General features: G+C 57.1%; 22 protein-coding genes. 10 read left to right on the top strand and 12 right to left on the bottom strand.

What is annotated here, in order from left to right; all coding sequences use genetic code 11:
• Positions 1-459: 459 nt before the first annotated feature.
• Complete coding sequence (locus AT687_RS09940) at positions 460-1,584, top strand: FUSC family protein (RefSeq protein WP_014307372.1); 1,125 nt, start codon at positions 460-462, stop codon at positions 1,582-1,584.
• Between the two features lie 91 nt (positions 1,585-1,675).
• Here the strand turns inward: AT687_RS09940 and AT687_RS09935 are convergent, their stop codons facing one another.
• The gene (locus tag AT687_RS09935; RefSeq protein WP_014319387.1) at positions 1,676-2,809 is read right to left on the bottom strand and encodes a hypothetical protein; all 1,134 of its coding nucleotides are present in this window, start codon (positions 2,807-2,809) and stop codon (positions 1,676-1,678) included.
• 112 nt (positions 2,810-2,921) lie between these two features.
• On the opposite strand from AT687_RS09935, the gene AT687_RS09930 reads away from it, so the two are divergent.
• A complete protein-coding gene (locus AT687_RS09930; RefSeq protein WP_014319386.1) occupies positions 2,922-4,049 on the top strand; it encodes an FUSC family protein in 1,128 nt (375 codons plus the stop codon).
• Here the strand turns inward: AT687_RS09930 and AT687_RS09925 are convergent.
• Together AT687_RS09925 and AT687_RS12480 are read right to left on the bottom strand one after the other, a co-directional pair.
• Positions 4,046-4,882 carry a hypothetical protein gene (locus AT687_RS09925; RefSeq protein ID WP_021335210.1) on the bottom strand — a complete coding sequence of 279 codons (837 nt, stop codon included), beginning with the start codon at positions 4,880-4,882 and terminating at the stop codon, positions 4,046-4,048. The genes AT687_RS09930 and AT687_RS09925 overlap by 4 nt on opposite strands.
• Before the next feature lie 269 nt (positions 4,883-5,151).
• Positions 5,152-5,361: a hypothetical protein gene (locus AT687_RS12480; protein ID WP_021335209.1), complete on the bottom strand. Its 210-nt coding sequence runs from the start codon at positions 5,359-5,361 to the stop codon at positions 5,152-5,154.
• A 94-nt stretch (positions 5,362-5,455) separates the two neighbouring features.
• Between AT687_RS12480 and AT687_RS09920 the strand changes: the two genes are divergently transcribed.
• From AT687_RS09920 to AT687_RS09915, 3 genes are all read left to right on the top strand, one after another.
• Positions 5,456-6,745 carry an adenylosuccinate synthase gene (locus AT687_RS09920; RefSeq protein WP_014303923.1) on the top strand — a complete coding sequence of 430 codons (1,290 nt, stop codon included), beginning with the start codon at positions 5,456-5,458 and terminating at the stop codon, positions 6,743-6,745.
• 213 nt (positions 6,746-6,958) lie between these two features.
• Positions 6,959-7,126 (top strand): hypothetical protein, encoded by a 168-nt coding sequence (locus AT687_RS12680; RefSeq protein ID WP_003853379.1) that lies wholly within the window; start codon positions 6,959-6,961, stop codon positions 7,124-7,126.
• Positions 7,127-8,557, top strand: a complete 1,431-nt coding sequence (locus AT687_RS09915) for a disulfide bond formation protein B (RefSeq protein WP_014319384.1) — start codon at positions 7,127-7,129, stop codon at positions 8,555-8,557. It abuts the gene before it with no gap.
• Here the strand turns inward: AT687_RS09915 and AT687_RS09910 are convergent.
• Positions 8,554-9,441, bottom strand: coding sequence for a hypothetical protein (locus tag AT687_RS09910; RefSeq protein WP_014319383.1), 888 nt, complete (start codon positions 9,439-9,441; stop codon positions 8,554-8,556). The genes AT687_RS09915 and AT687_RS09910 overlap by 4 nt on opposite strands.
• 20 nt (positions 9,442-9,461) lie before the next feature.
• Positions 9,462-9,962, bottom strand: coding sequence for a phosphoribosyltransferase (locus AT687_RS09905; RefSeq protein WP_003853372.1), 501 nt, complete (start codon positions 9,960-9,962; stop codon positions 9,462-9,464).
• 31 nt (positions 9,963-9,993) lie between these two features.
• Between AT687_RS09905 and AT687_RS09900 the strand changes: the two genes are divergently transcribed.
• Entirely contained in the window at positions 9,994-10,890 is an 897-nt protein-coding gene (locus tag AT687_RS09900; RefSeq protein WP_014319382.1) for an ATP-grasp domain-containing protein, read from the top strand.
• Here the strand turns inward: AT687_RS09900 and AT687_RS09895 are convergent.
• A complete protein-coding gene (locus AT687_RS09895; RefSeq protein ID WP_014319381.1) occupies positions 10,887-11,303 on the bottom strand; it encodes a GNAT family N-acetyltransferase in 417 nt (138 codons plus the stop codon). The two genes, AT687_RS09900 and AT687_RS09895, sit on opposite strands and share 4 nt — an antisense overlap.
• Before the next feature lie 6 nt (positions 11,304-11,309).
• Positions 11,310-12,668, bottom strand: coding sequence for an FAD-dependent oxidoreductase (locus tag AT687_RS09890; protein WP_014319380.1), 1,359 nt, complete (start codon positions 12,666-12,668; stop codon positions 11,310-11,312).
• Between the two features lie 262 nt (positions 12,669-12,930).
• Here AT687_RS09890 and pta point away from each other — a divergent pair, with 262 nt between their 5' ends.
• Both pta and AT687_RS09880 read left to right on the top strand, forming a co-directional pair.
• A complete protein-coding gene (gene pta / locus AT687_RS09885) occupies positions 12,931-14,298 on the top strand; it encodes a phosphate acetyltransferase (RefSeq protein ID WP_014319379.1) in 1,368 nt (455 codons plus the stop codon).
• Positions 14,299-15,498, top strand: coding sequence for an acetate kinase (locus AT687_RS09880; RefSeq protein WP_003853004.1), 1,200 nt, complete (start codon positions 14,299-14,301; stop codon positions 15,496-15,498). It abuts the gene before it with no gap.
• 19 nt (positions 15,499-15,517) lie between these two features.
• Here AT687_RS09880 and AT687_RS09875 read toward each other — a convergent pair whose 3' ends face one another.
• Genes AT687_RS09875 through AT687_RS09865 form a run of 3 tightly spaced genes read right to left on the bottom strand, consistent with a single transcriptional unit; the run spans position 15,518 to position 19,877 of the window.
• Entirely contained in the window at positions 15,518-17,680 is a 2,163-nt protein-coding gene (locus AT687_RS09875) for a serine/threonine protein kinase (protein ID WP_014319378.1), read from the bottom strand.
• The gene (locus AT687_RS09870) at positions 17,677-18,624 is read right to left on the bottom strand and encodes a transporter substrate-binding domain-containing protein (protein WP_014319377.1); all 948 of its coding nucleotides are present in this window, start codon (positions 18,622-18,624) and stop codon (positions 17,677-17,679) included. The genes AT687_RS09875 and AT687_RS09870 overlap by 4 nt, the downstream gene beginning before the upstream one ends.
• Positions 18,621-19,877, bottom strand: a complete 1,257-nt coding sequence (locus tag AT687_RS09865; RefSeq protein WP_014319376.1) for an MCP four helix bundle domain-containing protein — start codon at positions 19,875-19,877, stop codon at positions 18,621-18,623. Before AT687_RS09865 ends, AT687_RS09870 begins: the two co-directional genes overlap by 4 nt.
• 34 nt (positions 19,878-19,911) lie before the next feature.
• On the opposite strand from AT687_RS09865, the gene AT687_RS09860 reads away from it, so the two are divergent.
• Together AT687_RS09860 and AT687_RS09855 are read left to right on the top strand one after the other, a co-directional pair.
• Positions 19,912-20,808 (top strand): ABC transporter ATP-binding protein, encoded by an 897-nt coding sequence (locus AT687_RS09860; RefSeq protein ID WP_041740565.1) that lies wholly within the window; start codon positions 19,912-19,914, stop codon positions 20,806-20,808.
• Positions 20,792-21,529, top strand: coding sequence for a multidrug ABC transporter permease (locus AT687_RS09855; RefSeq protein ID WP_003852994.1), 738 nt, complete (start codon positions 20,792-20,794; stop codon positions 21,527-21,529). The genes AT687_RS09860 and AT687_RS09855 overlap by 17 nt, the downstream gene beginning before the upstream one ends.
• Positions 21,530-21,954: 425 nt before the next feature.
• Here AT687_RS09855 and cls read toward each other — a convergent pair whose 3' ends face one another.
• Both cls and AT687_RS09845 read right to left on the bottom strand, forming a co-directional pair.
• On the bottom strand, positions 21,955-23,388 hold the full coding sequence (cls, locus tag AT687_RS09850; protein ID WP_014319374.1) for a cardiolipin synthase: 1,434 nt from the start codon (positions 23,386-23,388) through the stop codon (positions 21,955-21,957).
• A complete protein-coding gene (locus AT687_RS09845) occupies positions 23,385-24,092 on the bottom strand; it encodes an exodeoxyribonuclease III (RefSeq protein ID WP_014319373.1) in 708 nt (235 codons plus the stop codon). The genes cls and AT687_RS09845 overlap by 4 nt, the downstream gene beginning before the upstream one ends.
• Positions 24,093-24,095 lie beyond the last annotated feature (3 nt).

The raw sequence follows: 24,095 nt of genomic DNA, 5'->3' as shown, positions 1-24,095 counted from the left end.
GTATTTTTAAAAGCGCAAGGACCCTCATGCGAAGCATTGGGGTCCTTGGAGTTGCTGCCCGGGGCTTTCTTGCTTGCGCTCAACCCTGGCTCACATAGGCGATAGTACAACTTCACGAACATGTGCGCAATAGTTCATGAAGATTAGGGGTTTCAACTACCCTCTACAAAGATTGTTTAAGCTCGAATTGATAGTTTTTGCAGAGTTAAACCTAGAATTTGAAAGGCAGAACGCCGGAGATCTACGACCATGCGAGGCTAAAGAAACCTGTGATGAGCGCAAGGAATGTAGCCGATGATCCCTTGACGGTCTTGGTTGCTGATTCCTCCGAGCCCTTGCTCTGAGGCTTAGGAGCTGCTTTTTGAGCTTTTTTCTTTTAGCGGTGGGGAAAGGGCTTGGCTGTTGGGGGTGGGGTCTAAAATCACTGCCATGGCTTTGACATGGAAACAGGTAGCGACGATGAATCGCTTTAAGCAGGGTGTTGTGCGCCTGCGTGCTAATTGGGTGTATGTGATTCAGGCTGGTTTGGCGGCGGGTCTGTCGTATTATGTGGCGTTGCATCTGTTCCATCACGCGGAGCCGTTCTTTGCGCCGATGGCTACGGTGATTGTGCTGAGTACCACGGGCGGTGAGCGTTTCCGTCGTGCGTTTGAGCTGGTGTTGGGTGTGAGCATCGGCGTTGGGCTTGGCGACGTCCTCATCGCTTTTGTTGGTTCTGGTGTTTGGCAGATCGCTGTGGCGGTGTCGTTATCGATTATGTTGGGCACGATCGCGGATAAGGGTGTGTTGGTTGCTAATCAGGCGTCGTTTGCGGCGGTGTTGATTGCGACTATTTTGCCGCCTGGTACTTCGGGTGGTGCGGACCGCATGATTGACGCCTTGGTGGGTGGTCTTGTTGGTATTGCTGTGATTGCGTTGTTGCCGGAGTCGCCGTTGCGTTCGGGGCGCCGTGAGATCGCCAATATTTTGGGTGTGGCCGCCCAGGTGCAGCGTCAGGTCGCTGAGGCGCTTCGTAATAACAACACTGATGGGATTGTGGATGCGCTGGTGCGCGCTCGTGGTACTCAAGGCCAAATTAACCAGATGATTGCTGCGGCAAACATGGGTAAGGAGACGATTCAGGCGTCGCCACTGTTGTGGGCGCAGCGTCAGCGGATCCGTTCGATGATGCGAATCCTGAACCCTGTGGACAACGCGATGCGTAATACTCGTGTGTTGGCGCGTCGTGCGTTGGTGTTGTGCGAGGATAATGACGAGGTGTCGGGTCGCCAGATTCAGATTATCGAGCAGCTTGCTGAAGTCTCTGAGGACCTGAGCAACCTTTACTATGGTAACTCTGAACTGTCGGAAAATGCTGAGATCCCACGGTTGGTCAACAACTTGAAGATGATCGGTTCGCGCACTGGCCTTGAGGTCAGTGAGGGCAAGGTGCTTTCCGCGCAGGTGGTGCTGGCGCAGTCGCGTTCGCTGGTGGTGGATCTGTTGCAGATCTGTGGTCAGTCGCGTCGGTCCGCTGTGGAGATCTTGTCGCCCACGTCTATGCATCCTGCTTCTGTCAAAGAGATCTGGAATGACGACGTGTAAAGCCTGTTGTGCACAATAGGTGCACATAATAAAACGCATCGCGTGTGGGAGAAGAAAACCCCACGTGATGCGTTTTTCTTATTGCATTAGATTAGCGGCGGAATGCTTCCATAAATTCCTGCAGCCAACTTGATGGCAAGCCACGGAAGAACTCACGGAAGGCGTTTTCCTCTTCTTTGGTCATACCTTCGGCACCGTCGATAACTGTCTCGTACTCCTCAACAACTTCCTTGGTTGCGCGGGTGTTTTCGAGGTCGCGCTCCAGCTCTTGCTTCTTTTGTGGATCAGCTTCGCGGGAAACCTGGCCTTCGAGCTCTGCTTCGCGGGCATCGAGGTTAGCGCGGTCTTCGTGGGCCTGCTCACGCTTCGGGGTGAGCTCTTCGCCGGACCAGTAGCGCTGCATGGTTTCGCGCTCTTCGCGGTCGCGAACGGCCTTGGCACGCATGATGTCGGCGGCGGAAGCTGGGGTGGTTACTGGCGAGTTGCGTAGCTTCTGCACATCAAAGTCGTAGAACGGCAGGGCGCGGGACAGGTCGATGGGGGAGTGGATCTCCTGGTCGGCGATCTTGCGGAACACGGTGGTGGTGAAGTCGCCGACGTCGGAACGCCAGATCACGTCAGAGCCGAGCAGCTGGCCGACGTAGCCCTTACCCTCGATCCATGCTGGTCCGCCGGAATCGCCGTGGTCGGAGCCGTTGTTTGCGGTGATAACGACTGGACCGTTGATGTTGGTGATAGGGGTGCAGACGACACTGTCGGTGCGGCCACCGTAGTTGCACAGGTTGTCGCCGACGGCTGGGTCGCGGGCGATGGTGTTTTGTGAGAAGTAGTTTTGGCCCAAGACGGCTGGGTCGTCGATCTCAACGTATGCGACGTCGGAAGCACGGCTGTTAACCGACCACTCGGTGCCCTGGATGTTTTGCAACCGCTCCCACTCGGAGGGGTAGACGTGGTGGAGGGTGCCAATGGGGTTTTGGAAGTTATCCATAACCGCTGCGCCGTTCTCACCGCAGTGAGCGTCGGTCCATACGCGGTTGTTTTCGGTGTCAACGAATCCTACGGTGCACACGCCGAGCATGTTGCCGTCGGCACGCACGAGCAGGGAGTCGCCTTGGTCAACGGCAACGCCAGGGATGTGGGTAGGCTCTGGTGCACGCTGGGCGTGAGCAGGCAGAGCGAATGCCACGGAGCTAGCAGCAACAATGGCAATGAGGGATCTTCTCATGTTAGGTTCCTAACCTCGATTGATGGTCCAACAAGCACTAAGGTAAGTGGCTTACACGGGTAGATGTTCTTTTTCCCTCAATGGGCGCTAGTGAGTTTTTTAGGAATTGCTGATGTTATGGATGCGTAAAGGCTATCAACGGGTGCAGCACGGCTTGTTGCCCATCGTGCAGATGTCGGTGGCCGCGGGACTGGCATACTTCGTCGCACTTGATTTTCTACACCATACAAAACCATTTTTCGCACCCATGGCTGCAATCATCATGCTGGGCCTGAACTCGGGAAACAGGCTCAAAAAGGCCGTGGAACTGTCTATTGGGTGCTCGCTGGGCGTGGGCTTGGGCGACTTCCTGATTTACGGCATTGGCTCCGGCTACTGGCAATTGGCATTAGCGGTGTTTATTTCGCTGTTCCTTGCCACTTTTCTATCTTCTAGCCAGCTTCTTATTAATCAAGTCGCAATTGGTTCGATACTTATTTCTACTATCATGCCGCCAGGCTCTGCGGCGGCCACTGACCGCATGATCGACGCCTTCATCGGATGTGGTTTTGGCATCCTCACTATGGCATTGCTGCCACACTCCCCACTAGCAGAAGGCCGCCGTGAAGTGGCAAAAGTCTTAACCATGGCAAGCGAGGCGCTCACGCAGGTCAGCACCGCCATGCGCACCGGCGACGTGGACGGAATCCGCGAGGCTTTACGTCAAGCACGAGGCTCCCAAGCAGCGATCAACGCGATGATCGCCGCAGCAAAATCCGGCCAAGAAGAGGTCGCTGTCTCGCCGTTCCTGTGGAGTTCCAAAGCTCGAGTTAGGTCTTTTGTGAGGATCTTGCACCCCGTTGACAACGCAATGCGCAACACGAGGGTGCTCGCGCGCCGGGCACAGGTCCTTATCGAGGACGGTGATGAAGTATCTGAGGCACAAATTCAGCTTATCGACGACCTCGTCTCCGTCACTTCGGCCGTCGCCGCCATCTATGATCGCCGCGGTGCTGCCTCCGAAGCTGCGGAAATCCCAGAACTAGTGCGCACTCTCCAAACCATGGCGGCGCGCGCAGGCCTAAGCGTTGCCGAAGGTAAAGTGCTTTCCGCGCAGGTGGTGCTGGCACAATCCCGCTCGATCATCGTGGATCTGTTGCAGGTGTGTGGCATGTCGCGTGCCTCCGCGGTGGCAAGCCTAGCGCTGACCTCGGAATCGCCGGCTTATCCTTCCGAAATCCGTGACGATCCCAATCACTAAGGTCGCACGCACTGCAGATCCCGTAGGTGGCGATACACCGTCACACGATCCACGGGGCGTTTTCTAGACACGCCATCAATGCTTATGCGGAAATCAATGCCGCCGCCTTGCAGTGCACGACCGTGGAGCTCACGATCGCCGAGCTGGCCGCGTGGTGTGGGACGTAACTTGTGCAAGACACTCGGGCTTTCTGGCGTATCAATAGCCGTGGTGAGTACGCGGGCACTAACACCCGGGGCATTCACACCAGATTCTAGCTGGGCGCCAAAAACGCCATAACGTGGGGCTTTCTTCTTACCCTCGTGGAAAATGAGGCGGGTATCGTCCACGATCACTTCGCCGGTGAGTTCCCCGCCGTGCCACGCAGTCACCGTGGCAATACCTGCGATCGCAACCCCGGCGTCGTCACGCAAGAGAGGCTTGGGGCGCACCTGGCCTTCCACCGCAAACTGCGCAGCGTTATCCGGCAACCCCCACAGCCGTGTCACTTGGGAGTCGCCAGTAGGAACGTAGGCGACCTCCACCCACATCGTGTCCGCCCGCATTAACCGCGTGACCACCGCCGATAGTGCCGCGTCGCTACCGACGACCACCACGCGCAACGCCTCCGGCACGGGCTGCGGCGCGAACTGCGGCTCGCCCAAATGCGGCACATCCGGCATCGCCGCAATCTCATCCAACGATGGCGTGGGATCCTCCGGCAAAATAGCAGCAGCGGCAGCATCCACCGCCTTGAGCTCCTTGCGAGTAGGGATCTCAGACATATCAAGGCGGGTAGCACCAGGAATGACCACGTCTGCGGTGGGTCCACAATGTAAGGCAAGCAACTGCATGAGGATAAAACTACACGCTAGGAGGCTAGGCGTCCTTCTTGGGGCGCGGAGGCGGGAACTTTTCCACGGTTTACATAAGGGGTTGGCTAATCGGTGAACTAGATTATCTCTGTATTTCCCCTGCCTATATATAAGGAGTAACTCCATATGTCTCTCAACGCGCCCCGATATTGCCGTCCCGATTACGCTTAAGGTTTCCAAGGCTCACGTGGCAGGAAATGACGCAGCTTTGCCACTAAGTGAAGTCAATGACATTCAGGTGATTACCGTCAGCGGCGGCAGCGGAGGTCACCGTTAAGGGAAGCGTCGCTAAGCGAAGCGTCGTAAAGAGTGAGGTAAAAGACGCAGAGTCCGCGCCGGAGAAAACCAAAAATGAATCCTTCTTTGGCATGATCTGGCGACTGACTCGTCAGCTGTTCTCCTTCCTTTTCGGCCTCTAAAACGCGCAGCGCGCTGAGGTGTTGGCCATGTAATGGCATGGCGGCGGGGAAGTGAAGTAGACTTAGGCAACGTCAATGAGCCGTCCGTGCGATTCGGACGGTGTCGAACAATTCGGAAGTGACGTAAAAGAAGATGGCGGCAATCGTTATTGTTGGAGCCCAGTGGGGCGACGAAGGTAAAGGCAAGGCAACCGACATCCTCGGTGGCCAGGTCGATTACGTGGTAAAGCCTAACGGTGGCAATAACGCGGGACATACCGTGGTTGTTGGCGGCGAGAAGTACGAACTCAAACTTCTGCCAGCCGGTGTGCTTTCAGAAAATGCAACCCCAATCCTCGGCAACGGCGTTGTGATCAACCTCGAGGCCCTCTTTGAAGAAATGGACGGCCTGATTGCCCGCGGTTGCGACGCATCCCGCCTGCGCATTTCCGCAAACGCCCACCTCGTGGCCCCATACCACCAGATCCTCGACCGCGTTCAGGAACGCTTCCTAGGCAAGCGCGCCATCGGCACCACCGGACGCGGTATCGGCCCAACCTACGCTGACAAAGTCTCCCGCGTAGGTATCCGCGTACAAGACGTTTTCGACGAATCCATCCTGCGCCAAAAGATCGAGTCTGCACTCAACGTGAAGAACCAGACCTTGGTCAAGATGTACAACCGCAACGCCATCGTTGCTGAGGAAATGGTGCAGTACTTCCTCGGCTACGTCGAGCGCCTGCGCCCCATGGTCATCGAGGCCGAGCTGGAGCTCAACCGTGGTCTTGACGAGGGCAAGCACGTGCTCATGGAAGGCGGCCAGGCAACCATGCTGGACGTTGACCACGGCACCTACCCATTCGTCACCTCCTCCAACCCAACCGCAGGCGGCGCGTGCGTGGGTTCCGGTATCGGCCCAACCCGTATCACCTCCTCACTGGGCATCATTAAGGCCTACACCACCCGTGTTGGCGCTGGCCCATTCCCAACAGAGCTGTTTGATAAGTGGGGCGAGTTCCTGCAGACCACCGGCGGCGAGGTCGGCGTGAACACCGGCCGTAAGCGTCGTTGTGGCTGGTACGATTCCGTGGTGGCTCGTTACGCTTCCCGCGTTAACGGCTTCACCGACTTGTTCTTGACCAAGCTCGACGTGCTCACCGGCATCGGCGAGATCCCGATCTGCGTTGCTTATGACGTCGACGGCGTGCGTCACGACGAAATGCCGATGACGCAGTCCGACTTCCACCACGCCACCCCAATCTACGAAACCATGCCAGCATGGGATGAGGACATCACTGGCTGCAAGACTTTCGACGATCTGCCAGAAAAGGCACAGGCTTATGTTCGTCGCCTAGAAGAGCTTTCCGGTTGCCGTATCTCTTACATTGGTGTTGGCCCAGGCCGCGACCAGACCATCGTGTGCCACGATGTAATGGAGGCTTAAAGCCCTAAAACGGTTGTTTGTTTTACCCGCTGGTTTTCCAGCGGGTTTTTCATTTTTGGGGAGAAAGAATTTGTTGTTTGTGGGGAAATTGGTCGATAGACAGTTGATTTATCACGTTTGATAAAATGTTATTTATTTAACAAAACTTAGTATTTTGTGACACAAGAATTATGCTTGAAATGTCCCTAATTCCCCTCTAGGAAAGGTTTCCTCGTGGAGTTTGTTTTCTACAGCTTGTGTGCAGCGAGTCTGTTTTTGGTGCTACTCAAGCCTCATAAAGAAAAGTTGGCATTTGGCCTGCTCGTAGCGTCTTTTGCCATGTCTGTATTGATGTTCTTTATGGGTTCTGCAACGTCGATTGTTCCGGCGGTGAATCTCTAAATGTTTAATGCCAAAGTTTTCCGTTTTATTCTTGCCGCTGCGGTATTCGTCATCATGGCGTTCCCTGTCGGCGTGGCCAACATTTACCTCGGATTCTTCCACGGTGAAGCCCCATGTATTTTGTGCGGTAATGAGCGCTTCGGCATGGTTTTGATTGGCGCTTTGGGTGTCTTTATCCTGCGTTATGGCGCACGTATGCGTTACATTGTCACTTTGCTTTTAGTGGCTTTCTACTATCTTTACACCACGGTTCGCCACTGGGGCGGCCGCGCCAGCGCTGATTTGGGTCAGGGCTTCGGTGACGCTGTGCTCGGTGTACACACCTACACATGGGGCATTCTGGTCTACTGGGTTGTTATCGGCGTTCTTGCCATTGGCTTGATCTTCATCGGTAAGGATAAGGCACTCCAACAGGAGTTCATTTCCTCTGAGGCTGTGGTTAAGGATTTCGGTCCTGCTACTCGTTTTGTTGCCATCGTTGCGATTGTGATTACGTGCTCTAACTGTGTGCAGTTCCTCTTCGGTAACGGTATTCCACCTTATGCCGGTGCTGGCGACCCTGCTCGTTTCACCTTTAACATTGCGCAGAATGCTAAGTACTGGGACAAGGAACACCAGTATGAGTCTTTGTCTGACATTCGTTTGCACAAGTTCAATGCGCCAGCGCCTGGCACCTTCGATTTCGATGAGTCGCCTGTAGACGGCAAGAAGTTGGAACTGGTTTCTTCGAAGAAGATCGGCTTTGACGGCAAGTTCGCTGGTATCGCTCATGATGGTGAGCAGTTCGGCTTGGTCACCCAGGATGGCTCCTTGTTCTTTACCAAGGACTTCGACAAGGCAACGTCGTTTGCTCACCTCGATGTTCCTAATGGTGCGGACATACACAACACTGTCGACGCCGCCTTCTTCGAGCCTGGTGGCCTCGCAGGTATCGCGCAGAACAAGACCCTCTACGGTGCGTTGGTAACCAAGGATGTTGACGACTACATCGCGTGGAAAGACTTCCTCGAGTCCTCCGGCGACGTGATGCCACTGTTCGATTCCAAGGGCCGCCCAGAGTTGCGCACCATCCGCGCACGCATGCAATACACCATGAGCGTTGCATCCGACGCTAAGAGCGACACCTTCATTACCGTGAGCGTTCCTCACGAGCGCGCCGAGCAGATCGTGGTGAGCGAGTTCTCCAAGAAGGACAACAAGCTGGTCCGCGAGGGCGTCCTCGAAGGCGACTACTACCCAGTCGGTGCCGACATGCGTGGCGACGTCCTCTACCTACTGTCCAAGCAACACAACTGCCTCGTTCGCGTGAACATGAAAGACTTCACCGTCAAGGACGCAGCCAACCTCCCTGTAGAAGGCTCCGACCTTGCCATCGTGAAGGATCGCGCCTACATCCTCGACGGCGACACCGTCCACGAAGTGAAGCTCTAACTCCACTTCCAACACCCGCGGTGCCACATCGCGGACGCATCAAAAGGGTAGCTCCTGTGCGGGGCTACCCTTATTGCTGCCTGCACTTGGTCCACAATCACAGCAGTGTGGCGATAAACCGACCGTGCCGCGTAGCGCAAGCAAAGGTATCCGCGCAGGGTGGCGTCGTTAGTCTTCCAACGATCGCGCACAAACGCATCCTGATTCTCGGGTTTAAAACGGTGAAACTCAAAGCCATCGACCTCGATAAGAACACGGTGCCGATCCAACTGAATATCCCAACGATAATCACCCACCAAAACATTCGCGTGGCAATCGATACCCTGCTCCCGCAACGCCGTAATCAGCAACTTCTCCGGTGGACTGTCCACACCTACCACCGCGCGCCGCAGCAACTCGCGATTGCGTTGCGGCACATATTGCCGAGCGTGCTCAGCCGCAAACTTTGCCCCCTGAGCCTTCGCATACGCGCCCTCTAGAGTCTCGACGGCCTGGGCGTCGCTAAGACCTGTGATCGCTAGTACTGGGTACTCAACGCTGAATACACCTGCTGGGCAGCATCGCAGCTGCTTGCGGCGATGAAACGTGACCCACTGTGTGGACTTGAGCTGCCGTTCGGTAGCAACATGGATCGGAAACTGCAGCGTGCCGTTGTAGAGCTGCCACAGGCTTATGCCCGTGATTGCTAGTCCGTGTTTGGATAGTTCCTGCGCCAACTGTGTCGGCGTAGGAGTGCCGTCCCAGTACATGCGATGAAAAATCTTGGTGTAGTTATTCCCCGTTACCCCCATAAGTGGAAAAACTAGCAGCACGTCACACCAAATCGCACCTTTTGGGTCGGTTCGACCAGATTTGGTGTGAAGTGCCGGCCAACTTGCCCCCATTCAGGGGAAACAGGCGGCCCCTAAGCCTTGGTTACTGGTGGCTCAGCAGACCATGGGAACACGATCCACTCGTCGGTGCGCTTCCAGATGTAGTTGGGGGCGACGATGGAGCGGCTCTTGGCGTAGATCACTGCGGAGCGTACTTCTGCGCCGTGGTTTTCGAGCAGTTTGAGTACGAGGTCGAGGGTGCGACCGGAGTCGGCGACATCGTCGACGACGAGCACTTTTTTGCCTCGGATGGAGTTGGTGTCAAGCAGTGGCTCGAGGAGGACTGGGTCTGGAAGGGTTTCGTTGACGTCGGTGTAGAACTCTACGTTGATGGCGTCTGATAGTTTGATGCCCATGGAGTAGGACAGTGCGCCGGCGGGGACGAGTCCGCCGCGGGCGACGGCGACGATGATGTCTGGGGTGTAGTCGCTGTCTACGATTTGCTGCGCGAGTTCGCGATTAGCAATGCCGAATCCTTCCCAAGTCAGGATTTCCTTTGTTTCAAGATCTGCTGAATCTGCGTGGTAAGCCATAGTCGAACTTTAGCGCATGTAGGCTAAAGAAATGTTTACTCCTGAGCTCATCGCAGATAATGCCACTAAAGTTTCTCTGGTTGGCGACCCTGATTTGGTGCGGGAACTGCGGTTTTCTTTTGAACGTTTGGGCATTGTTGTGACTGATGTTGATCCGGATGGTTCGATTTCGGTGGGGGTGTCGCGTTGGTCACGTGCGGCGTTGTTGCAGAAGGCTTCGCGGGATTTGGGGCTTCCGGTGCCGCGTTATGCGGTGGCGTCTAATCCGGATGAGTTGGAGGTTGCTGCGGCTCAGTTGGGTTTCCCTTGTGTGGTGAAGGGGGATTCGGTTGAGGTGGTGCGTTCGCCGGAGGATGTGCAGTGGCGTGGCGAGTGCGTGGTGGAGAATTTTGTTGATTTTGATCGCAAGATCAGCATGGTTGCGGTGCGTTCTGTGGATCCTGCGACGGGGGAGTTGGCTACGTGGTATTGCGAGCCGATTAGTGAGGGTATGCAGCCGTTTCCGTTGGGTGCTGCGACGTTGGATAATGCGCGGAGTGTGGCTGCGCGTATTACGAATGCGATTGGTTGCCGGGGCTTGTTCGTGGTGGAGATGTTTGTCAAGGGGGATGACGTGTATTTCTCTGATGTGACGATTGGGCCGTCGTTGTCGGGGTTTGTTACGTGTGCGACGCAGCGGTTTGGACAGTTTGATTTGCATGCGCGTGCGCTGTTGGGTTTGCCTATCGACGTCACCCTAACCAGTCCTGGCGCAATGTCGTCGGTGGGGGTTGATGAGGTTCCGCGCGCAGGTCTTGCGCGTGCGTTGGCTATGTCGGAGGTTAATGTGGTGGTGGGGCAGACATTGGCGGTGGCTCTTGCTACGGCAGATACCGCTGAGCAAGCATGGGAGTCGGCTCGCGCAGCGGTATCTGAGCTGGAGGGCTAGCGCCTCATGGGCGTGTGCGGGATTGATTCGTCGAGGAATTCCGCACCGCAGGGGGTAAATCCGTAGCGGGCGTAGTAGCCCACGAGTGGGGATTGTGCTTCGAGGTAGTTTCCACCGAGTTCGATGGCTCGGGTGAGTATCTCGTGCGCAGTCCCCGTTTTTCGTGCTTGGGGGATCACGGCGAATCGTCCGATGTGGGTGCCGTGGTCACCTGAAAACACACGGGCACAGCCCAGGAGGTCACCGTTGTCGTCCCACGCGAGGATGTGTTGCGTGGTGTCGAGGGCATCGGTGGTGTCTATTTCTGCGTAGGGGCACTGCTGCTCGTGGACGAAGATGTCGACGCGCAGTTTATAGAGTGCGTGGACCTCCAGAGCATGGAGGTCGCGCAGTGGGGATACCGTGATGTGCACGGTGGGTTAGTCCTTTTTGGCGGCGTGGTGGAGCATGTCGTTCCATTCGACGATTTTTTTGCGTTCGCGTCCTTCTGCCTGCCCGAGTTCGCGTTCTGCTGCGTCAAGTGCGTGCCATCCGTCCCAGGTGGTCACGGGGATGCCGCGTTGTTTTAGCAGTTCGAAGATGGCATTTGGGTCGCGGTTGTCGGCTGGGGTGAGTTGTCCTGTTTCCCAGTCGTTGATGAGCATTTCGGTGGTTTCTTTAGCGTCGGATTTGGTGTTGCCGATAAGGCCTACGGGTCCGCGTTTGATCCATCCGGTGGTGTAGAGCCCTGGGATGATGGTGCCGTCTTGTGTGGTGACGTGTCCACCGTCGTTGTAGATGACGTGGTTGGTGGTGTCGAAGGGGACGTCGTTGATGGGTTCGGAGCGGTAGCCGACTGCGCGGTAGACGGCTTGGATGGGCCAGTCGGTGTATTTGCCGGTGCCGCGTAGTCCACCGTTGCCGTCGTATTCGGTGCGTTCGGTGCGTAGTGCGGTGACGTGTCCGTTGGTGCCTAGGATTTCTACGGGGGACTCGAACAGGTGGATGTGGAGTTTGTGGGGTGCTCCTTTTGGTTCGCGCATGGCGTAGTGTTCGAGTGTTTGGCACACGAGGTCTTGGGATTTGGACTGGCGTCGTGTGTTGATGGAGGTGTCGTCGTAGTCGATGTCTTCGGGGTCGACGATGACCTCGATGGTGGGGGAGTGGTCGAGTTCTTTGAGTTCGAGGGGGCTGAATTTGACTTGTGCTGGTCCGCGTCGGCCGAAGACGTGGATGGTGGTGGCTTGGTTGTTTTTGAGGGTGTGGTAGACGTTGTCGGGGATTTCGGTGGTGTGGAGTTCGTCGGCGGTTTTGGCGAGGATGCGGGCGACGTCGAGGCCTACGTTTCCGACGCCGATGACGGCGACGTCGGTGGCGCTGAGGTCCCAGGTGCGTTGGAAGTCGGGGTTGCCGTCGTAGAAGCCGACGAATTCTGCTGCACCGTGGGAGCCTTCAAGTTCTGCGCCTGGGATGGTGAGGTTGCGGTCTGCGGTGGCCCCGGTGGCGAGGATGATGGCGTCGTAGTGGTGGCGGAGGTCGTCGATAGTGAGGTCGGTGCCGATGGTGACGTTGCCGATAAGGCGGATGTTGGGGTTGCTGAGGACTTTGTGGAGGGAGGTGATAATGCCTTTGATACGTGGGTGGTCGGGTGCTACGCCGTAGCGGATGAGTCCGAAGGGGGCGGGCATGCGTTCGTAGAGGTCGATGGTGGTGGTGGGGTTGTTTTTGGTGAGGAGGTCGGAGGCGTAGATGCCTGCGGGGCCGGAGCCGATGACGGCGACGCGCAAAGGTTCAGTCATAAATGTCACATTCCTAGTGATAGAGGTCAGGTGTAAATGTTCTGAATTTAACCCGTTCACATGGGTTAATTGAGTTTCGGCGTACTAGTTTACGCGCAAGGGGAAGCCTTTACTAACTACTTTCCGGTTCACTAAAACGGGGGCAAAAGGGGTAGAATTCTGACGATCACATAAACGATGTGTTGTGGCACAGGTCTCACTGTGGGCATGTAGGTGCAGCGCATTATTTTTTGCAACTGAAAGGATCCACGTGACTGACCACATGCAGCCATCGTTCCTGCTTACCCGTGCTGGACGTAACTTCAACGGCTTTGATGTTGATGGTTTCGCCGATCATCTTGGCCTCCCAGTCCGTCAGCTGGTTGATTCGACTCCGGATCTTGCGGCTATCCTCGCTGCCCATCCTGCTACTACCCCGAGCTTGTTCATTGGTTCCGGAAACGTAAATTTTGATGCTAAGGCTGCATCTGCTTTGGGTGTGCCACTACTTTTGCTTATCGACGCCCCTGGTATGCACATTGACCTTGCCAAGCAGGAGTGCGAGGAACTTGGGGCAGTTGTGGCAAGTGTCTTTACTGCCGATGAGGCCGTTTCTGCTGAGGGTATCGCGCGCATTAAGGCTTCTGCTGTTGAGGCTCCTGTTGTGATGAGTGCACCGGTGTTTGAGTCGTGGCTGTTGGAGCAGGCTAAGTCGAAGAATGCGCACATTGTGTTGCCAGAAGGTGACGATGATCGTATTTTGCAGGCTGCTCATCAGCTGCTTGCTCAAGAGATTTGTGAGCTGACCATTTTGGGCGATCCTGAGGCCATTACTGCACGTGCACAGGAGCTGGGCTTGGACCTTTCGGCTGCTCATCTGCAGAACCCTGATACTGATCCGAATGCGGAGAAGTTCGCGGAAGATTTCGCTGAGCTGCGTAAGTCTAAGGGCATGACGCTGGAGCAGGCTCGGGAGACGATGAAGGATATCTCCTACTACGCCACCATGATGATTCATGAGGGGCTTGCCGACGGCATGGTGTCTGGTGCGGCTCACACCACCGCGCACACCATCAAGCCAAGCTTCCAGATTATTAAGACCAAGCCAGGCACGTCGGTTGTGTCTTCTATCTTCTTGATGGTCATGCGCGGCCGCCTGTGGGCTTTCGGCGACTGTGCTGTGAACCCTAATCCAACTGCAGATCAGCTTGGTGAGATCGCTGCTGTGTCGGCAAAGACGGCTGAGCAGTTCGGTATCGATCCTCGCGTTGCTATCTTGTCCTACTCCACGGGTACTTCTGGCTCTGGCCCAGATGTGGACCGCGCTGTTGCTGCAACGAAGAAGGCTCAGGAGCTTGCTCCGGAGTGCAAGATTGATGGTCCATTGCAGTTCGACGCTGCGTGCGATCCTACTGTTGCCGCTAAGAAGGCTCCGGAGTCTGAGGTTGCAGGCCAGGCAAATGTCTTTATTTTCCCTGATCTTGAGGCCGGCAACATTGGCTATAAGACTGCACAGCGCACCGGCCATGCTCTTGCTGTTGGCCCGATCCTGCAGGGTTTGAACAAGCCTGTGAACGACCTTTCTCGCGGCGCAACCGTTGCCGACATTGTGAACACCGTGGCCATTACTGCAATTCAAGGAGGCAAATAAATGGCGCTTGTCCTCGTCCTCAATTCTGGTTCTTCATCTATCAAGTTCCAGCTGGTAGACCCTACCGCCCACGCCACTGACGATCCGTTTGCCTCTGGTTTGGTGGAACAGATTGGTGAGCCACAGGGTCGAGTGACTCTGAAGCACGCTGGTGAGAAGTTCGTCGTCGAGGCCCCGATTCCTGATCACTCCGCTGGTTTGGCGTTGGCTTTCGATCTGATGGGTGAGCACAAGTGTGGTCCTACTGATGTGGAGATCATTGCTGTGGGTCACCGCGTGGTTCACGGTGGTATTTTGTTCTCCCAGCCGCAGGTAATTACGGATGAGATCATGGACATGGTCCGCGATCTGATTCCGCTGGCTCCGCTGCACAACCCTGCCAACATTGATGGCATTGAGGTTGCTCGCAAGATTTTGCCTGATGTGGCACACGTTGCGGTCTTTGATACTGGTTTCTTCCACGATATGCCACCAGCGGCAGCGATTTACGCTATCGACGCCAAGACTGCTGCGGATCATGGTGTGCGTCGCTACGGCTTCCACGGCACCAGCCACGAGTATGTGTCTCACAAGGTGGCTGAGCTGCTGGATCTTCCTGAAGGTGCGATCAACCAGATCACCTTGCACTTGGGCAATGGCGCTTCGTGCGCTGCTATCCGTGGCGGTAAGGCTATTGACACCTCGATGGGTATGACCCCATTGTCTGGTCTTGTGATGGGTACGCGTTCTGGTGATATTGACCCAGGTATTGTGTTCCACTTGCACCGTCAGGCGGGCATGAGCATTGATGAGATCGATGAGCTGTTGAACAAGAAGTCCGGTGTGAAGGGTATCTCGGGGGTTAATGACTTCCGTGAGCTGCGCACCATGATTGACGCCGGCGACCAGGACGCTTGGCTGGCGTACAACATTTACATTCACCAGCTGCGTCGCTACATCGGTTCCTACATGATCGCCCTTGGTCGCGTAAACGCTATTACGTTCACCGCAGGTGTTGGCGAGAACGACGTGGCCGTGCGTGCCGACGCCCTCTCGCACCTCGAAGGCTTTGGCATCAAGATCGACCCAGAGCGCAACGCATTGCCAAACACTGGCCCACGCGAAATCTCGACGGACGATTCCGCCATCAAGGTCTTTGTGGTTCCTACCAACGAGGAGCTTGCTATCGCACGCTATGCCAAGGCACTCTCCGGCGAATAAGCCGGTAGGGTGTTATGCCTTAGAACCAGGTCATGGGGCGGACCTGGTTGGCTACGTCGACAAGCGCGTAGCGATGTGAGCTGGGGGCGCTGCGGGCGAGCTGCCGGAGTGTGGCAGACAGCCCGTTGCGCAATCCCCGCTGTGTAAAGGGGTACTCAAAAATCGGATTGTTGGTGGCTTCGCCGCCGGTGCGCAGCCATTGCAGGGCCGCGTTCATAATCGCGATCTGAATCTGCAAAAAGCGTGGCTCATTGGTGGGGATTGCTTCGAGGCGGCGCGCTGCCCGACGAAGGCGGGCTTCACTCAAATCACCCAGCAGGTGCAAGATTGCGGTGAGTTCTGCCATGCGACGGTGCGTAGAGTTTTGGGGGACGCGGTCCAAGGTGGACACTGCCAAATCAATCTGGTTTTCAGCGGCGAGCTGGCGTGCCAGCCCAAAGGCCGAGGACACCGTGGTGGGGTTGGTGCGCCACACAAGGGCGTAGAGGTAGATCGCCTTAAAGCGCAGCGTGGCGGGATCGCTGGTCAGCTCGCGCCAGATGTTGCTCATGCCTTCGCCCTTGATGTCGGCGGCGGCGACTGTCACAGCGGGGTCGAGAAGCGCTGTAGATTCGAGGCCTTTTTCTTGCAGCAGCATTTCGCAGACAGCGGCACGCGCAAGTTTGGGCGCCGACTCCCCAGGCAGGATGTTGTACACCTCGTTGAAGTGCTGTTGGGCGGTGAGGTAGTCGTCGAGAAGCAGCGAGGTGACACCGGAATACCACTGGTGCCGCCACTCGTTGCCTAGGCGGGGGACAAGATCTTCGAGCCAGGAGGCGGCCTCGTCGGTGAAACCGAGGTCGAGTAGGGCACGCACGATTCCCAGTGGAATCTCCACCGAGCCGCTGAATTTTTCCTGCGTCATGGCCTCGCGCATGGTTTGTAGCGCCTCGGAGGGCTCGGTGTAGGAGGAACCCGAAATCAGGATCGCGCCTGGGTCTTGGCGGTCGAGCAGCGGCACGGGGAGTGCGGCGTTGACCTCCTCGGAGGTGATGCGGACGTTGCGCTCGATGCCGTCGATAAGCTGATCCGTGCGAAATACCATGTGTTTGGTGCCAAAGGTGGAACGCTGCGGCGAGTACAAGGAGTGTTGCGCGGGGAACTGCTGGCTTTTATGCACGGCCAAATATTCGCGTAATACCCCGTAGAGCTGGGTTTCTAGCTCCCTCACGCTGCTAAAACGCTTCGCGGGATCGCTGCGCGTGCAGCGGCGCACCAGCCGGTAGAAGGAAAGGTTCTGCGCAAATAGGGGTTCCTCGTCGGCGGTGGGTAGGTCTTTTTTGCCGCCGGCACCGTCGTTGAGGTCGATGGTGAGGTCGGCCAGCGTGCGGCCAATGGTGTAAATGTCGCTGGCTATCGACGGCCCATCGCTGGCCACCTCTGGCGCCTGATATCCTTTGGTGCCATAGATGTACCCAAACGCACCGATGCCGGATACTGCACCTAGGTCGATGAGCTTGACCTGGTCCTCGGAGATAATGATGTTGTCTGGTTTGAGGTCGTTGTACACCACGCCACGGGAATGCAAGTAGTCCAGCGCCGGCAGGATTTCTAGGATGTAGCCGATGGCAAGGTCGATAGCCATGGGGCCGCGCAGTGCTGGGCCTTCGACGTATTCCATCACGATGAGGTCGTCGATAAAGTTGTAGGACTTCACGATCCCCGGGTGGGTGATGTCTGCTAGGAATTCCTTCTCGGCTACTGCGGCACCGTAGTCTTGGGGTTTCGCCTTGTCGCGCAGGCCTTTGAGCACCACCATGCGGCCGGAAACATTGCGGTCGTGGGCGAGGTAGATCCACCCCATGCCGCCGTGGGCGATCACGCCTGCGACTTCGTACTGGCCGGCTAGAACATCACCTGGTTTGAGGGCGGGCTCGTCGCCAACGCTTGCGATGTACTCCTCAGATTTGAGTACTTCGCTAACGGGGCGCACGGGGATAAACGGCAGGGTAACCATGCCGTTGGCCACGGTCCGCGAGGTGCGGTTGGCGCCGCGACGGGATCGGAATGTGGAGATTGCTTCTTCGCGGGAGCGCTGCCCTACGTCCATGCGGAGCTGGTCAAGGTCGCTGAGCAGCTCGTCCATGTCATCGTCGGTGTCATCCGCAAAGGGATCGAAGGGGACTGCTTCAGTCTCGTTCATCGTTCCTCCCGATAGTGCACAGCCGGATGTGCTTGTGGTGCAAGGTAGGCACCGAACCAGTGATTGTAGGTGCGTGTCCACGTGCCGTCGCGGAAAATCCGTTCAAAGGTGGAGTTTACTTGGCGAATCATCGGCGCGGTGTCGCGTCCCGTGCGCGGTTTGGCAAAAGCAACCGCATATTGCTCGGTGGCGATGGGGTCACCCACGATGTGTGTAAAAGGATCTTGGGCGATCATCCCAGAAAGGATGGCATCGTCGGAGATCACTGCGTCGGCGTGGTTTTGTTGGAGCGCAAGCAGGCAATCCGCGGAGTTGCGCACGGCGAGCATGGTGGAATTCGGTGCGATGGTGCCTAGGCGTTTGGAGCCGGTGGACAGGTTGGTCACGCAGACTGTTCCTTTAAGGTCCTCCGCGCCGTGAATGTCGGAGTCTTTTTGGGCAAGAATGCGGGTTTTACCGGAGAAGTACGGGGTGGAAAAGAACACTTGGTCTTGGCGTTCGCGGGTAACGGAAATGGAGCGCAGCACCATATCCACCTGTCCGTCTTCGAGGGCTTTGACCCAGGAGGTGGAATCGACGTAGCGGAAGTCAATTTTAGGTTCGCCAAATATATCGCGCGCAACTTCGCGGGCGAGGTCAACCTCAAAGCCTTTAAGGTCACCGTCGGTGTCGCGGAAACTCAACAGATTTTGGGATTGGTCGATGCCCACGATCAGGTAGCCGCGCTGGCGGACCTTGGGAACGTCGTCACCATTGGGGCGTAGGGATCCCAACAGGTTGCCTGTTTGGATTGTGCCGCTGGCAGGAGGCCCTACGGTAGCACCGGCGGGGAGCGGCAGCGGTGGGATGTCGACCAGCTCTACGGGCGGAACTGATTGTGCACAACTGGTCAGGCAGAGCGCTGCTGTAGCTGCGGTGGCGGTCAAAAGTGCACGGCGTTTCACAGATACTCCTGAAGTCGGGGGCGGATTCCCAGCCAAAGGGCTAGCACGGCGGCAATGGTCAGGCCGATGACTACGTTGACCTGTGTAGTATCCACGCCGCGGATTTCGGCGCGCAGTCGTACCCGGGTGGAGTCGATGAGCGAGTCGAGTGCTGCGTCAAGGTCGGTGAAGGCGCTGGGGCCTTCCGTGGTCAGCTTGAGGGCTTCCTCATAGCGGCCGGAGTTAAGAAAGTTGGTCAGTTCCTCGTGGCTGGCACTCCATGTGTTCATGGCATTGCGCGCAGCGGCAACCTCGGCAGGGTCAAGGCCTGGCTTGCTCAGTGCTTTGTCCACTCGCTTTAACGTGGTGCTAAAGGTGTGGTTGGAGTTTTCTAGCGATTGTCGCCACACCAGGGCGAGGGTTTCGTCGGTACGCGCCCGCTGGGCGTGGATACGCGCCTCGGTAAGGAGCTCTAGTGGCTCGGCTGCTTGTTCGTAGGCCACGGAGCCTGCGCGGTAGTTGAGCCAGTTGGTGGTGCCCACCCACGTGGTGGATACCAGCATGAGGACGGTGGCCAGCAAAAACCAAGCGTTGAATCGTCGGCGGGTCACGTGTGCCAGCCAAATTTGCCCAACAACAAGAAGCACGAGGGCAACGACGAGCCCGATGAGTGGGATTTGGGGGCGGGCGAGATTGCGTTGCGCTGTGGAGACTTGCTCGGCTGCGTTGAGATAGAGCTGGGAAGCGGCAGGCAGGATACTTTCTTGCATGAGGGTGCTGGCCTCAGACATGTAGGCCACGCCCACGGGATGTCCTTGGCGGTTATTAGCCCGCGCGGTTTCTACCAGCCCCGTGTACACGGGCAGTTGGGTGGCGATGTTGGCGATATCACCGTCGGTTTGGGTGACCAAGAGGGCGGCTTTTTGGATGTATTCCACGTAGTTATCGTTGGTGCCGCGCACAAAGCTTGCCGACGCCTCCGTGTCCGCCAACGACAGCGAAGAGTAGAGGTCCTGTGCAATGTTGGCTACCGGCTCGGTGTGTCCGACCAACGTGTTCAAGTCTGCGTGGCGTTGTGCGGAACTTTGCGCCATGGACAACCCTGCAGAAAGCAGCACGACGGACAGCACGACCACGAGGGTGGTCATCTTGCCGGGTGTGGTGGCCAGAAACCGCAGCAGTTTCTTCGACCACATGATGGGGTAGGTAACCGAGTCGTGCCAGAAGGCGCTCAGGCGTGACCGACTCTGCACGTCAAGCCATTGGTCGTTCATTGTGTTTAACCTACACTGTGGCACTATAGAACGCATGATTGAAGTACGCGGGTTAACCAAAGAGTATGGGAAGGTGCGCGCGGTTGATGACCTGACGTTTAACGTCTCGCCGGGTATCGTCACGGGGTTCCTCGGCCCCAATGGTGCCGGCAAGTCCACAACCATGCGCATGATTCTCGGATTAGACACACCGACCTCCGGTACAGCCACGATCGGTGGCGTGGAATACCGCAGGCTAAAAAAGCCATTAACCCACGTCGGGGCGCTTCTCGACGCCAAAGCAGTGCACCCCAACCGCAGTGCACGCAACCACCTCTTGTGGCTTGCCCAGTCCAATGGCATACCTGCTTCGCGTGTCGACGAAGCCCTCGCCCTTGTTGGCCTTAGCTCAGTGGCCAAGAAGAAGGCCGGCGGCTTCTCCCTGGGCATGGGCCAGCGCCTTGGTCTGGCCGCAGCTCTTTTGGGGGACCCCGAAGTCATTATCCTGGACGAGCCCGTCAATGGACTCGACCCCGAAGGTATTCGTTGGGTCCGCGACTTCCTACGCCGCCTAGCCGCCGAGGGCCGCACCATCTTAGTCAGCTCCCACCTGCTTGCCGAGATGGCCCAAACCGCCGACCACCTTGTGGTCATCGGCCGCGGCAAACTCGTTGCCTCCTGCTCCACAGCGGAATTCATCCAAGCACACTCGCGCAACACCACCGTGGTAAAACCTGCCGCGCCACAACTAGCAGCAGCCTTGAACGCCGAGGGCTTCCAAGTAACAGAAAACAACGGTGTGCTAGAGGTTGACGCTTCTCCGGAACGCGTCGGCAAGCTGGCCTTCGAAGCAGGCGTAGCCCTGCAACTTCTCACTCAACAACAGGCATCCCTAGAAGATGCATTCATGGAAATGACCAGCGGGGCGGTGCAATATGGCAGTAAGAACTGAGTGGACAAAACTCATCACCACGAAAGCATTTTGGTGGACAACCGCATTGTTCATCATCTTCGGCGCCGGGTTCTCCGCGCTCTTCCACTACAACGTCGCCCCAGGGCCACTAGGTATCCCCGTTATCTACGCGGCCTCTGCCGTCATGGGAATCCAAGGGCTGAGCTTCCTCGTGCTCTGCGTCCAAGCAATCATGCTCGTGACCAGCGAATACCGCCACAACTACCAAACAGTCACCTTCCTAGCTACCCCGAACCGCACAGTGGTCGCAGTTGCCAAGTGGATGTTCGCAGTCTTCGGCGCGCTCCTGACATGGGGCACCGTGGTGCTCAGCTACTACGTGGCTAAATGGATGGGCGGCAGCGTGGCCAGCAAAACCCTCAACGTCTGGCACGATGACAACGCCCTGCGACTCATGTGGATCTACCCCTTGGTTGCCATCCTGCTGGTCACCATGGCCCAAGGCATTGCCTACATAGTCCGCCAGACCGCAGGTGCTACCACCATCATGTTGCTCTGGGTCCTCGCACTGGAAAGCCTGCTGTCACTGCTCCCCAAAGTTGGCGACGCCATGAAATACGGGCCGATCACCAACATGAATGCCTTTCTCACCCAATCCGACACCGTGTGGAGCTGGCAAGAAAGCGGCGTGTACTTCGCAGCATGGGCCATCGCCATCTGGGTGATCGGAGTGTTCATCCTAAATAAGCGCGACGCTTAAGGAGGGTTTCTCCTAGTACCCGCATAGCGAAAAATCGGTCCGGCGAATTTATCTGCTCTTCCGGTTTTAGAGTGCATTGATTGTGTGTCGGATGTTGGCGGCGTGGCGTTGGTGGGCGTTGGTGGCGCTGGTGGGCGTTGGTGGGCGCGCCACCCCCGTCCACCCCCGAAAAAGACGGCACTTCACACCAAATCTGCTCAAACGGCCGGTCTGAAAGCGATTTGGTGTGAAGTTGGAGAAAAATCCTTCGAAATACCCCCGTTTAGGGGCGTTTCCGGTTTTAGAGTGCATTGACGGGCTCGACGGGCTCGGCTTCGATAACGGTAACTATCACCGTGTTCTGCGGTGCGGTAGATGGTAGGACCCCTAGTATCTTGTGCCACGTCCGAACCCTCGCCGGACCGATTTCTTTGTCTAGCCAGCGATTATTGCAGCGCTGAGGTCAGTTTCATGATGTTGTCCACGTAGCGGCGGACGAATCCGCGCTGGTTCCATTCTTCGAGGGTGAGCTCGGTGGAGTTTTCTTTGTAGGTTTCGGCTAGCTCGTAAAGCAGGTGGGTGAGTTGGCCTTGGAGCGTCATGAGGGAGACTTCGTAGTTGAGGCCGAAGCTGCGCATGTCCATGTTGGAGGAACCCATCACAGAGACGGCCACGCCGTGGGGGTCTGCGATGAGGAACTTGCTGTGGAGCACGGCGGGGGCGTGGTAGCGGTAGATGTGTACGCCGGCTTCGAGAAGCGTCTGATAATAGCTGGACTGAGCGTGATCAACAACAAATTGGTCGGCTTGTTCACTGACGAGGAGTTCTACGCGGACTCCACGGTAGCAGGCGGAGGTGACTGCTTCGAGCATGGATTCGTCGGGAATGAAGTAAGGGCTGCACATGATCAGCTGGTTTTTGGCGTGGTGGATCATCTCGTTGAACAGCCGGAGGTTTGGTTCGGTGCTAAAACCTGGGCCGGAGGGGACGATCTGCATTACGTCGCCGTGGTCGGCTGGGGGTACTTCGAATTCTGGGACGATGTGGCTTTCTTGGGACCAGTCGACAACAAAGACGGTGTTCATGGAGGCCACGATGGGACCTTCGAGCTCGACCATCACGTCAACCCAATGACGGCCCTTGGAGCGATTGCGTGGGGTGTAATGCGAGGCAATCATGTTTTGGGAGCCGATGAAGCCGCGTTGGCCGTCGATAATGAGTAGCTTGCGGTGATTGCGCAGGTCGGGGCGGCGGAAGCGCCAGCGGAAGGGCTGCAGGGGCAGCATGAGGTGGAAGTCCACTCCGATGGCGGTGAGGCGTTTGCCGAGGCGGCGGTAGCCTGGGTATTTCCAGCTGCCTACTTGGTCGAAGAGGAGGCGGACTTCTACGCCTCGTTGGACTGCGCGTTCAAGTGCTCGGAAGAACACGTCGGTAGTGTCGTCCCAAGCGACGATGTAGATCTGTACGTGGACGTAGTCGCGGGCTTGGTCTACGGCATCGGCCATCGCTTGGATGGTTTCGTCGTAGTCGGAATGTAGCTTGACTGATCCAGTGGTGGCCGTCATAGCGGTGAGCCGACGGTTCATGCGGATCATGGAGGTCAGCTCGGGGCTTTGGACGGTGTCTGGCGGGTAGTCGGGTACGTGGGATTGGCGTTCCCTGATCATTTGGAAGGCGCGGCGTTGAACGTCGTGGCGACGCCGGTTGATGTAAGGGCTGCCCATCAGCAAGAAGAGGGGTAGGCCTACGAAGGGGAGCAACAAAATGGCGAGGAGCCATGCGGTGGAGCTGGAGGGACGACGGCCTTCAGGGACGAATCCGATGGCTACGATTTTGATGGCGTAGTCGATGATCAGGCCAGCTGTTTGCCAATCTATCAATAGTCCACCACCACTGGGGCGTGATCGGAAGCCCCCTTGCCTTTGCGCTCTTCAACGTCAATGAATCCGCCGGTGGGGGTCATGTTGGAGAGCTGGAAGTCGATGCGCATTCCTTGGTTTTTGGGGAACCGGCCAGCGGTGTAGTCCCAGTAGGTGTAGCCCTCGGGGGAGGTGATCGGCATGATGTCGGTCAGTGCTTCGAAGGCTTGGCGTTCTGGTTCGGTGACGTGGGTTTTTCCTTGGAAGAAGTCGATGTCCCAGACGTCGTTGTCGGTGGGGGCGATGTTGAAGTCGCCGCACCAGACGGTGTCGCCGGTGACGCCATAGTGTTGGAGGGCGTAGAGCCAGCGCAGTTTGTAGTCGTAGTGGGGGTGGGCGATTTCGCGGCCGTTGGGAATGTAGAGGCTCCACACGCGCACGCCGCCGCAGATTGCGCCGATGGAACGTGGTTCGAATTCTTCGTAGTCGGGTTGCCCGAAGCTGGTGAGGACGTCGTCAATGCCTACTCGGGAGAGGATGGCTACGCCGTTCCATTGGTTGATGCCAAAGTGGGCGGCTTCGTAGCCTTTGAATTCGGGGAACTGGTCGTCGCGGCATTTGGTTTCTTGCATGGCAAGGACGTCAATGTCGTGGCGTTCGAGGAAGTCCTGTATTCGGTCTACTCGCGCCCGGGCGGAGTTCACGTTCCAGTTGGCAATGCGCATGTT

The organism is Corynebacterium diphtheriae, from assembly GCF_001457455.1.
Lineage (GTDB): Bacteria > Actinomycetota > Actinomycetes > Mycobacteriales > Mycobacteriaceae > Corynebacterium > Corynebacterium diphtheriae.
This window is presented reverse-complemented; position numbering and strand designations above follow the sequence as displayed.

Bases quoted from the DNA above. Each gene is read 5' to 3' on its own strand.
- AT687_RS09940 (WP_014307372.1), top strand. From the start codon at position 460: ATGAATCGCTTTAAGCAGGGTGTTGTGCGCCTGCGTGCTAATTGGGTG.
- AT687_RS09935 (WP_014319387.1), bottom strand. From the start codon at position 2,809: ATGAGAAGATCCCTCATTGCCATTGTTGCTGCTAGCTCCGTGGCATTC.
- AT687_RS09930 (WP_014319386.1), top strand. From the start codon at position 2,922: ATGTTATGGATGCGTAAAGGCTATCAACGGGTGCAGCACGGCTTGTTG.
- AT687_RS09925 (WP_021335210.1), bottom strand. From the start codon at position 4,882: ATGCAGTTGCTTGCCTTACATTGTGGACCCACCGCAGACGTGGTCATT.
- AT687_RS12480 (WP_021335209.1), bottom strand. From the start codon at position 5,361: ATGCCATTACATGGCCAACACCTCAGCGCGCTGCGCGTTTTAGAGGCC.
- AT687_RS09920 (WP_014303923.1), top strand. From the start codon at position 5,456: ATGGCGGCAATCGTTATTGTTGGAGCCCAGTGGGGCGACGAAGGTAAA.
- AT687_RS09915 (WP_014319384.1), top strand. From the start codon at position 7,127: ATGTTTAATGCCAAAGTTTTCCGTTTTATTCTTGCCGCTGCGGTATTC.
- AT687_RS09910 (WP_014319383.1), bottom strand. From the start codon at position 9,441: ATGGGGGCAAGTTGGCCGGCACTTCACACCAAATCTGGTCGAACCGAC.
- AT687_RS09905 (WP_003853372.1), bottom strand. From the start codon at position 9,962: ATGGCTTACCACGCAGATTCAGCAGATCTTGAAACAAAGGAAATCCTG.
- AT687_RS09900 (WP_014319382.1), top strand. From the start codon at position 9,994: ATGTTTACTCCTGAGCTCATCGCAGATAATGCCACTAAAGTTTCTCTG.
- AT687_RS09890 (WP_014319380.1), bottom strand. From the start codon at position 12,668: ATGACTGAACCTTTGCGCGTCGCCGTCATCGGCTCCGGCCCCGCAGGC.
- pta (WP_014319379.1), top strand. From the start codon at position 12,931: ATGCAGCCATCGTTCCTGCTTACCCGTGCTGGACGTAACTTCAACGGC.
- AT687_RS09880 (WP_003853004.1), top strand. From the start codon at position 14,299: ATGGCGCTTGTCCTCGTCCTCAATTCTGGTTCTTCATCTATCAAGTTC.
- AT687_RS09875 (WP_014319378.1), bottom strand. From the start codon at position 17,680: ATGAACGAGACTGAAGCAGTCCCCTTCGATCCCTTTGCGGATGACACC.
- AT687_RS09865 (WP_014319376.1), bottom strand. From the start codon at position 19,877: ATGAACGACCAATGGCTTGACGTGCAGAGTCGGTCACGCCTGAGCGCC.
- AT687_RS09860 (WP_041740565.1), top strand. From the start codon at position 19,912: ATGATTGAAGTACGCGGGTTAACCAAAGAGTATGGGAAGGTGCGCGCG.
- AT687_RS09855 (WP_003852994.1), top strand. From the start codon at position 20,792: ATGGCAGTAAGAACTGAGTGGACAAAACTCATCACCACGAAAGCATTT.
- AT687_RS09845 (WP_014319373.1), bottom strand. From the start codon at position 24,092: ATGCGCATTGCCAACTGGAACGTGAACTCCGCCCGGGCGCGAGTAGAC.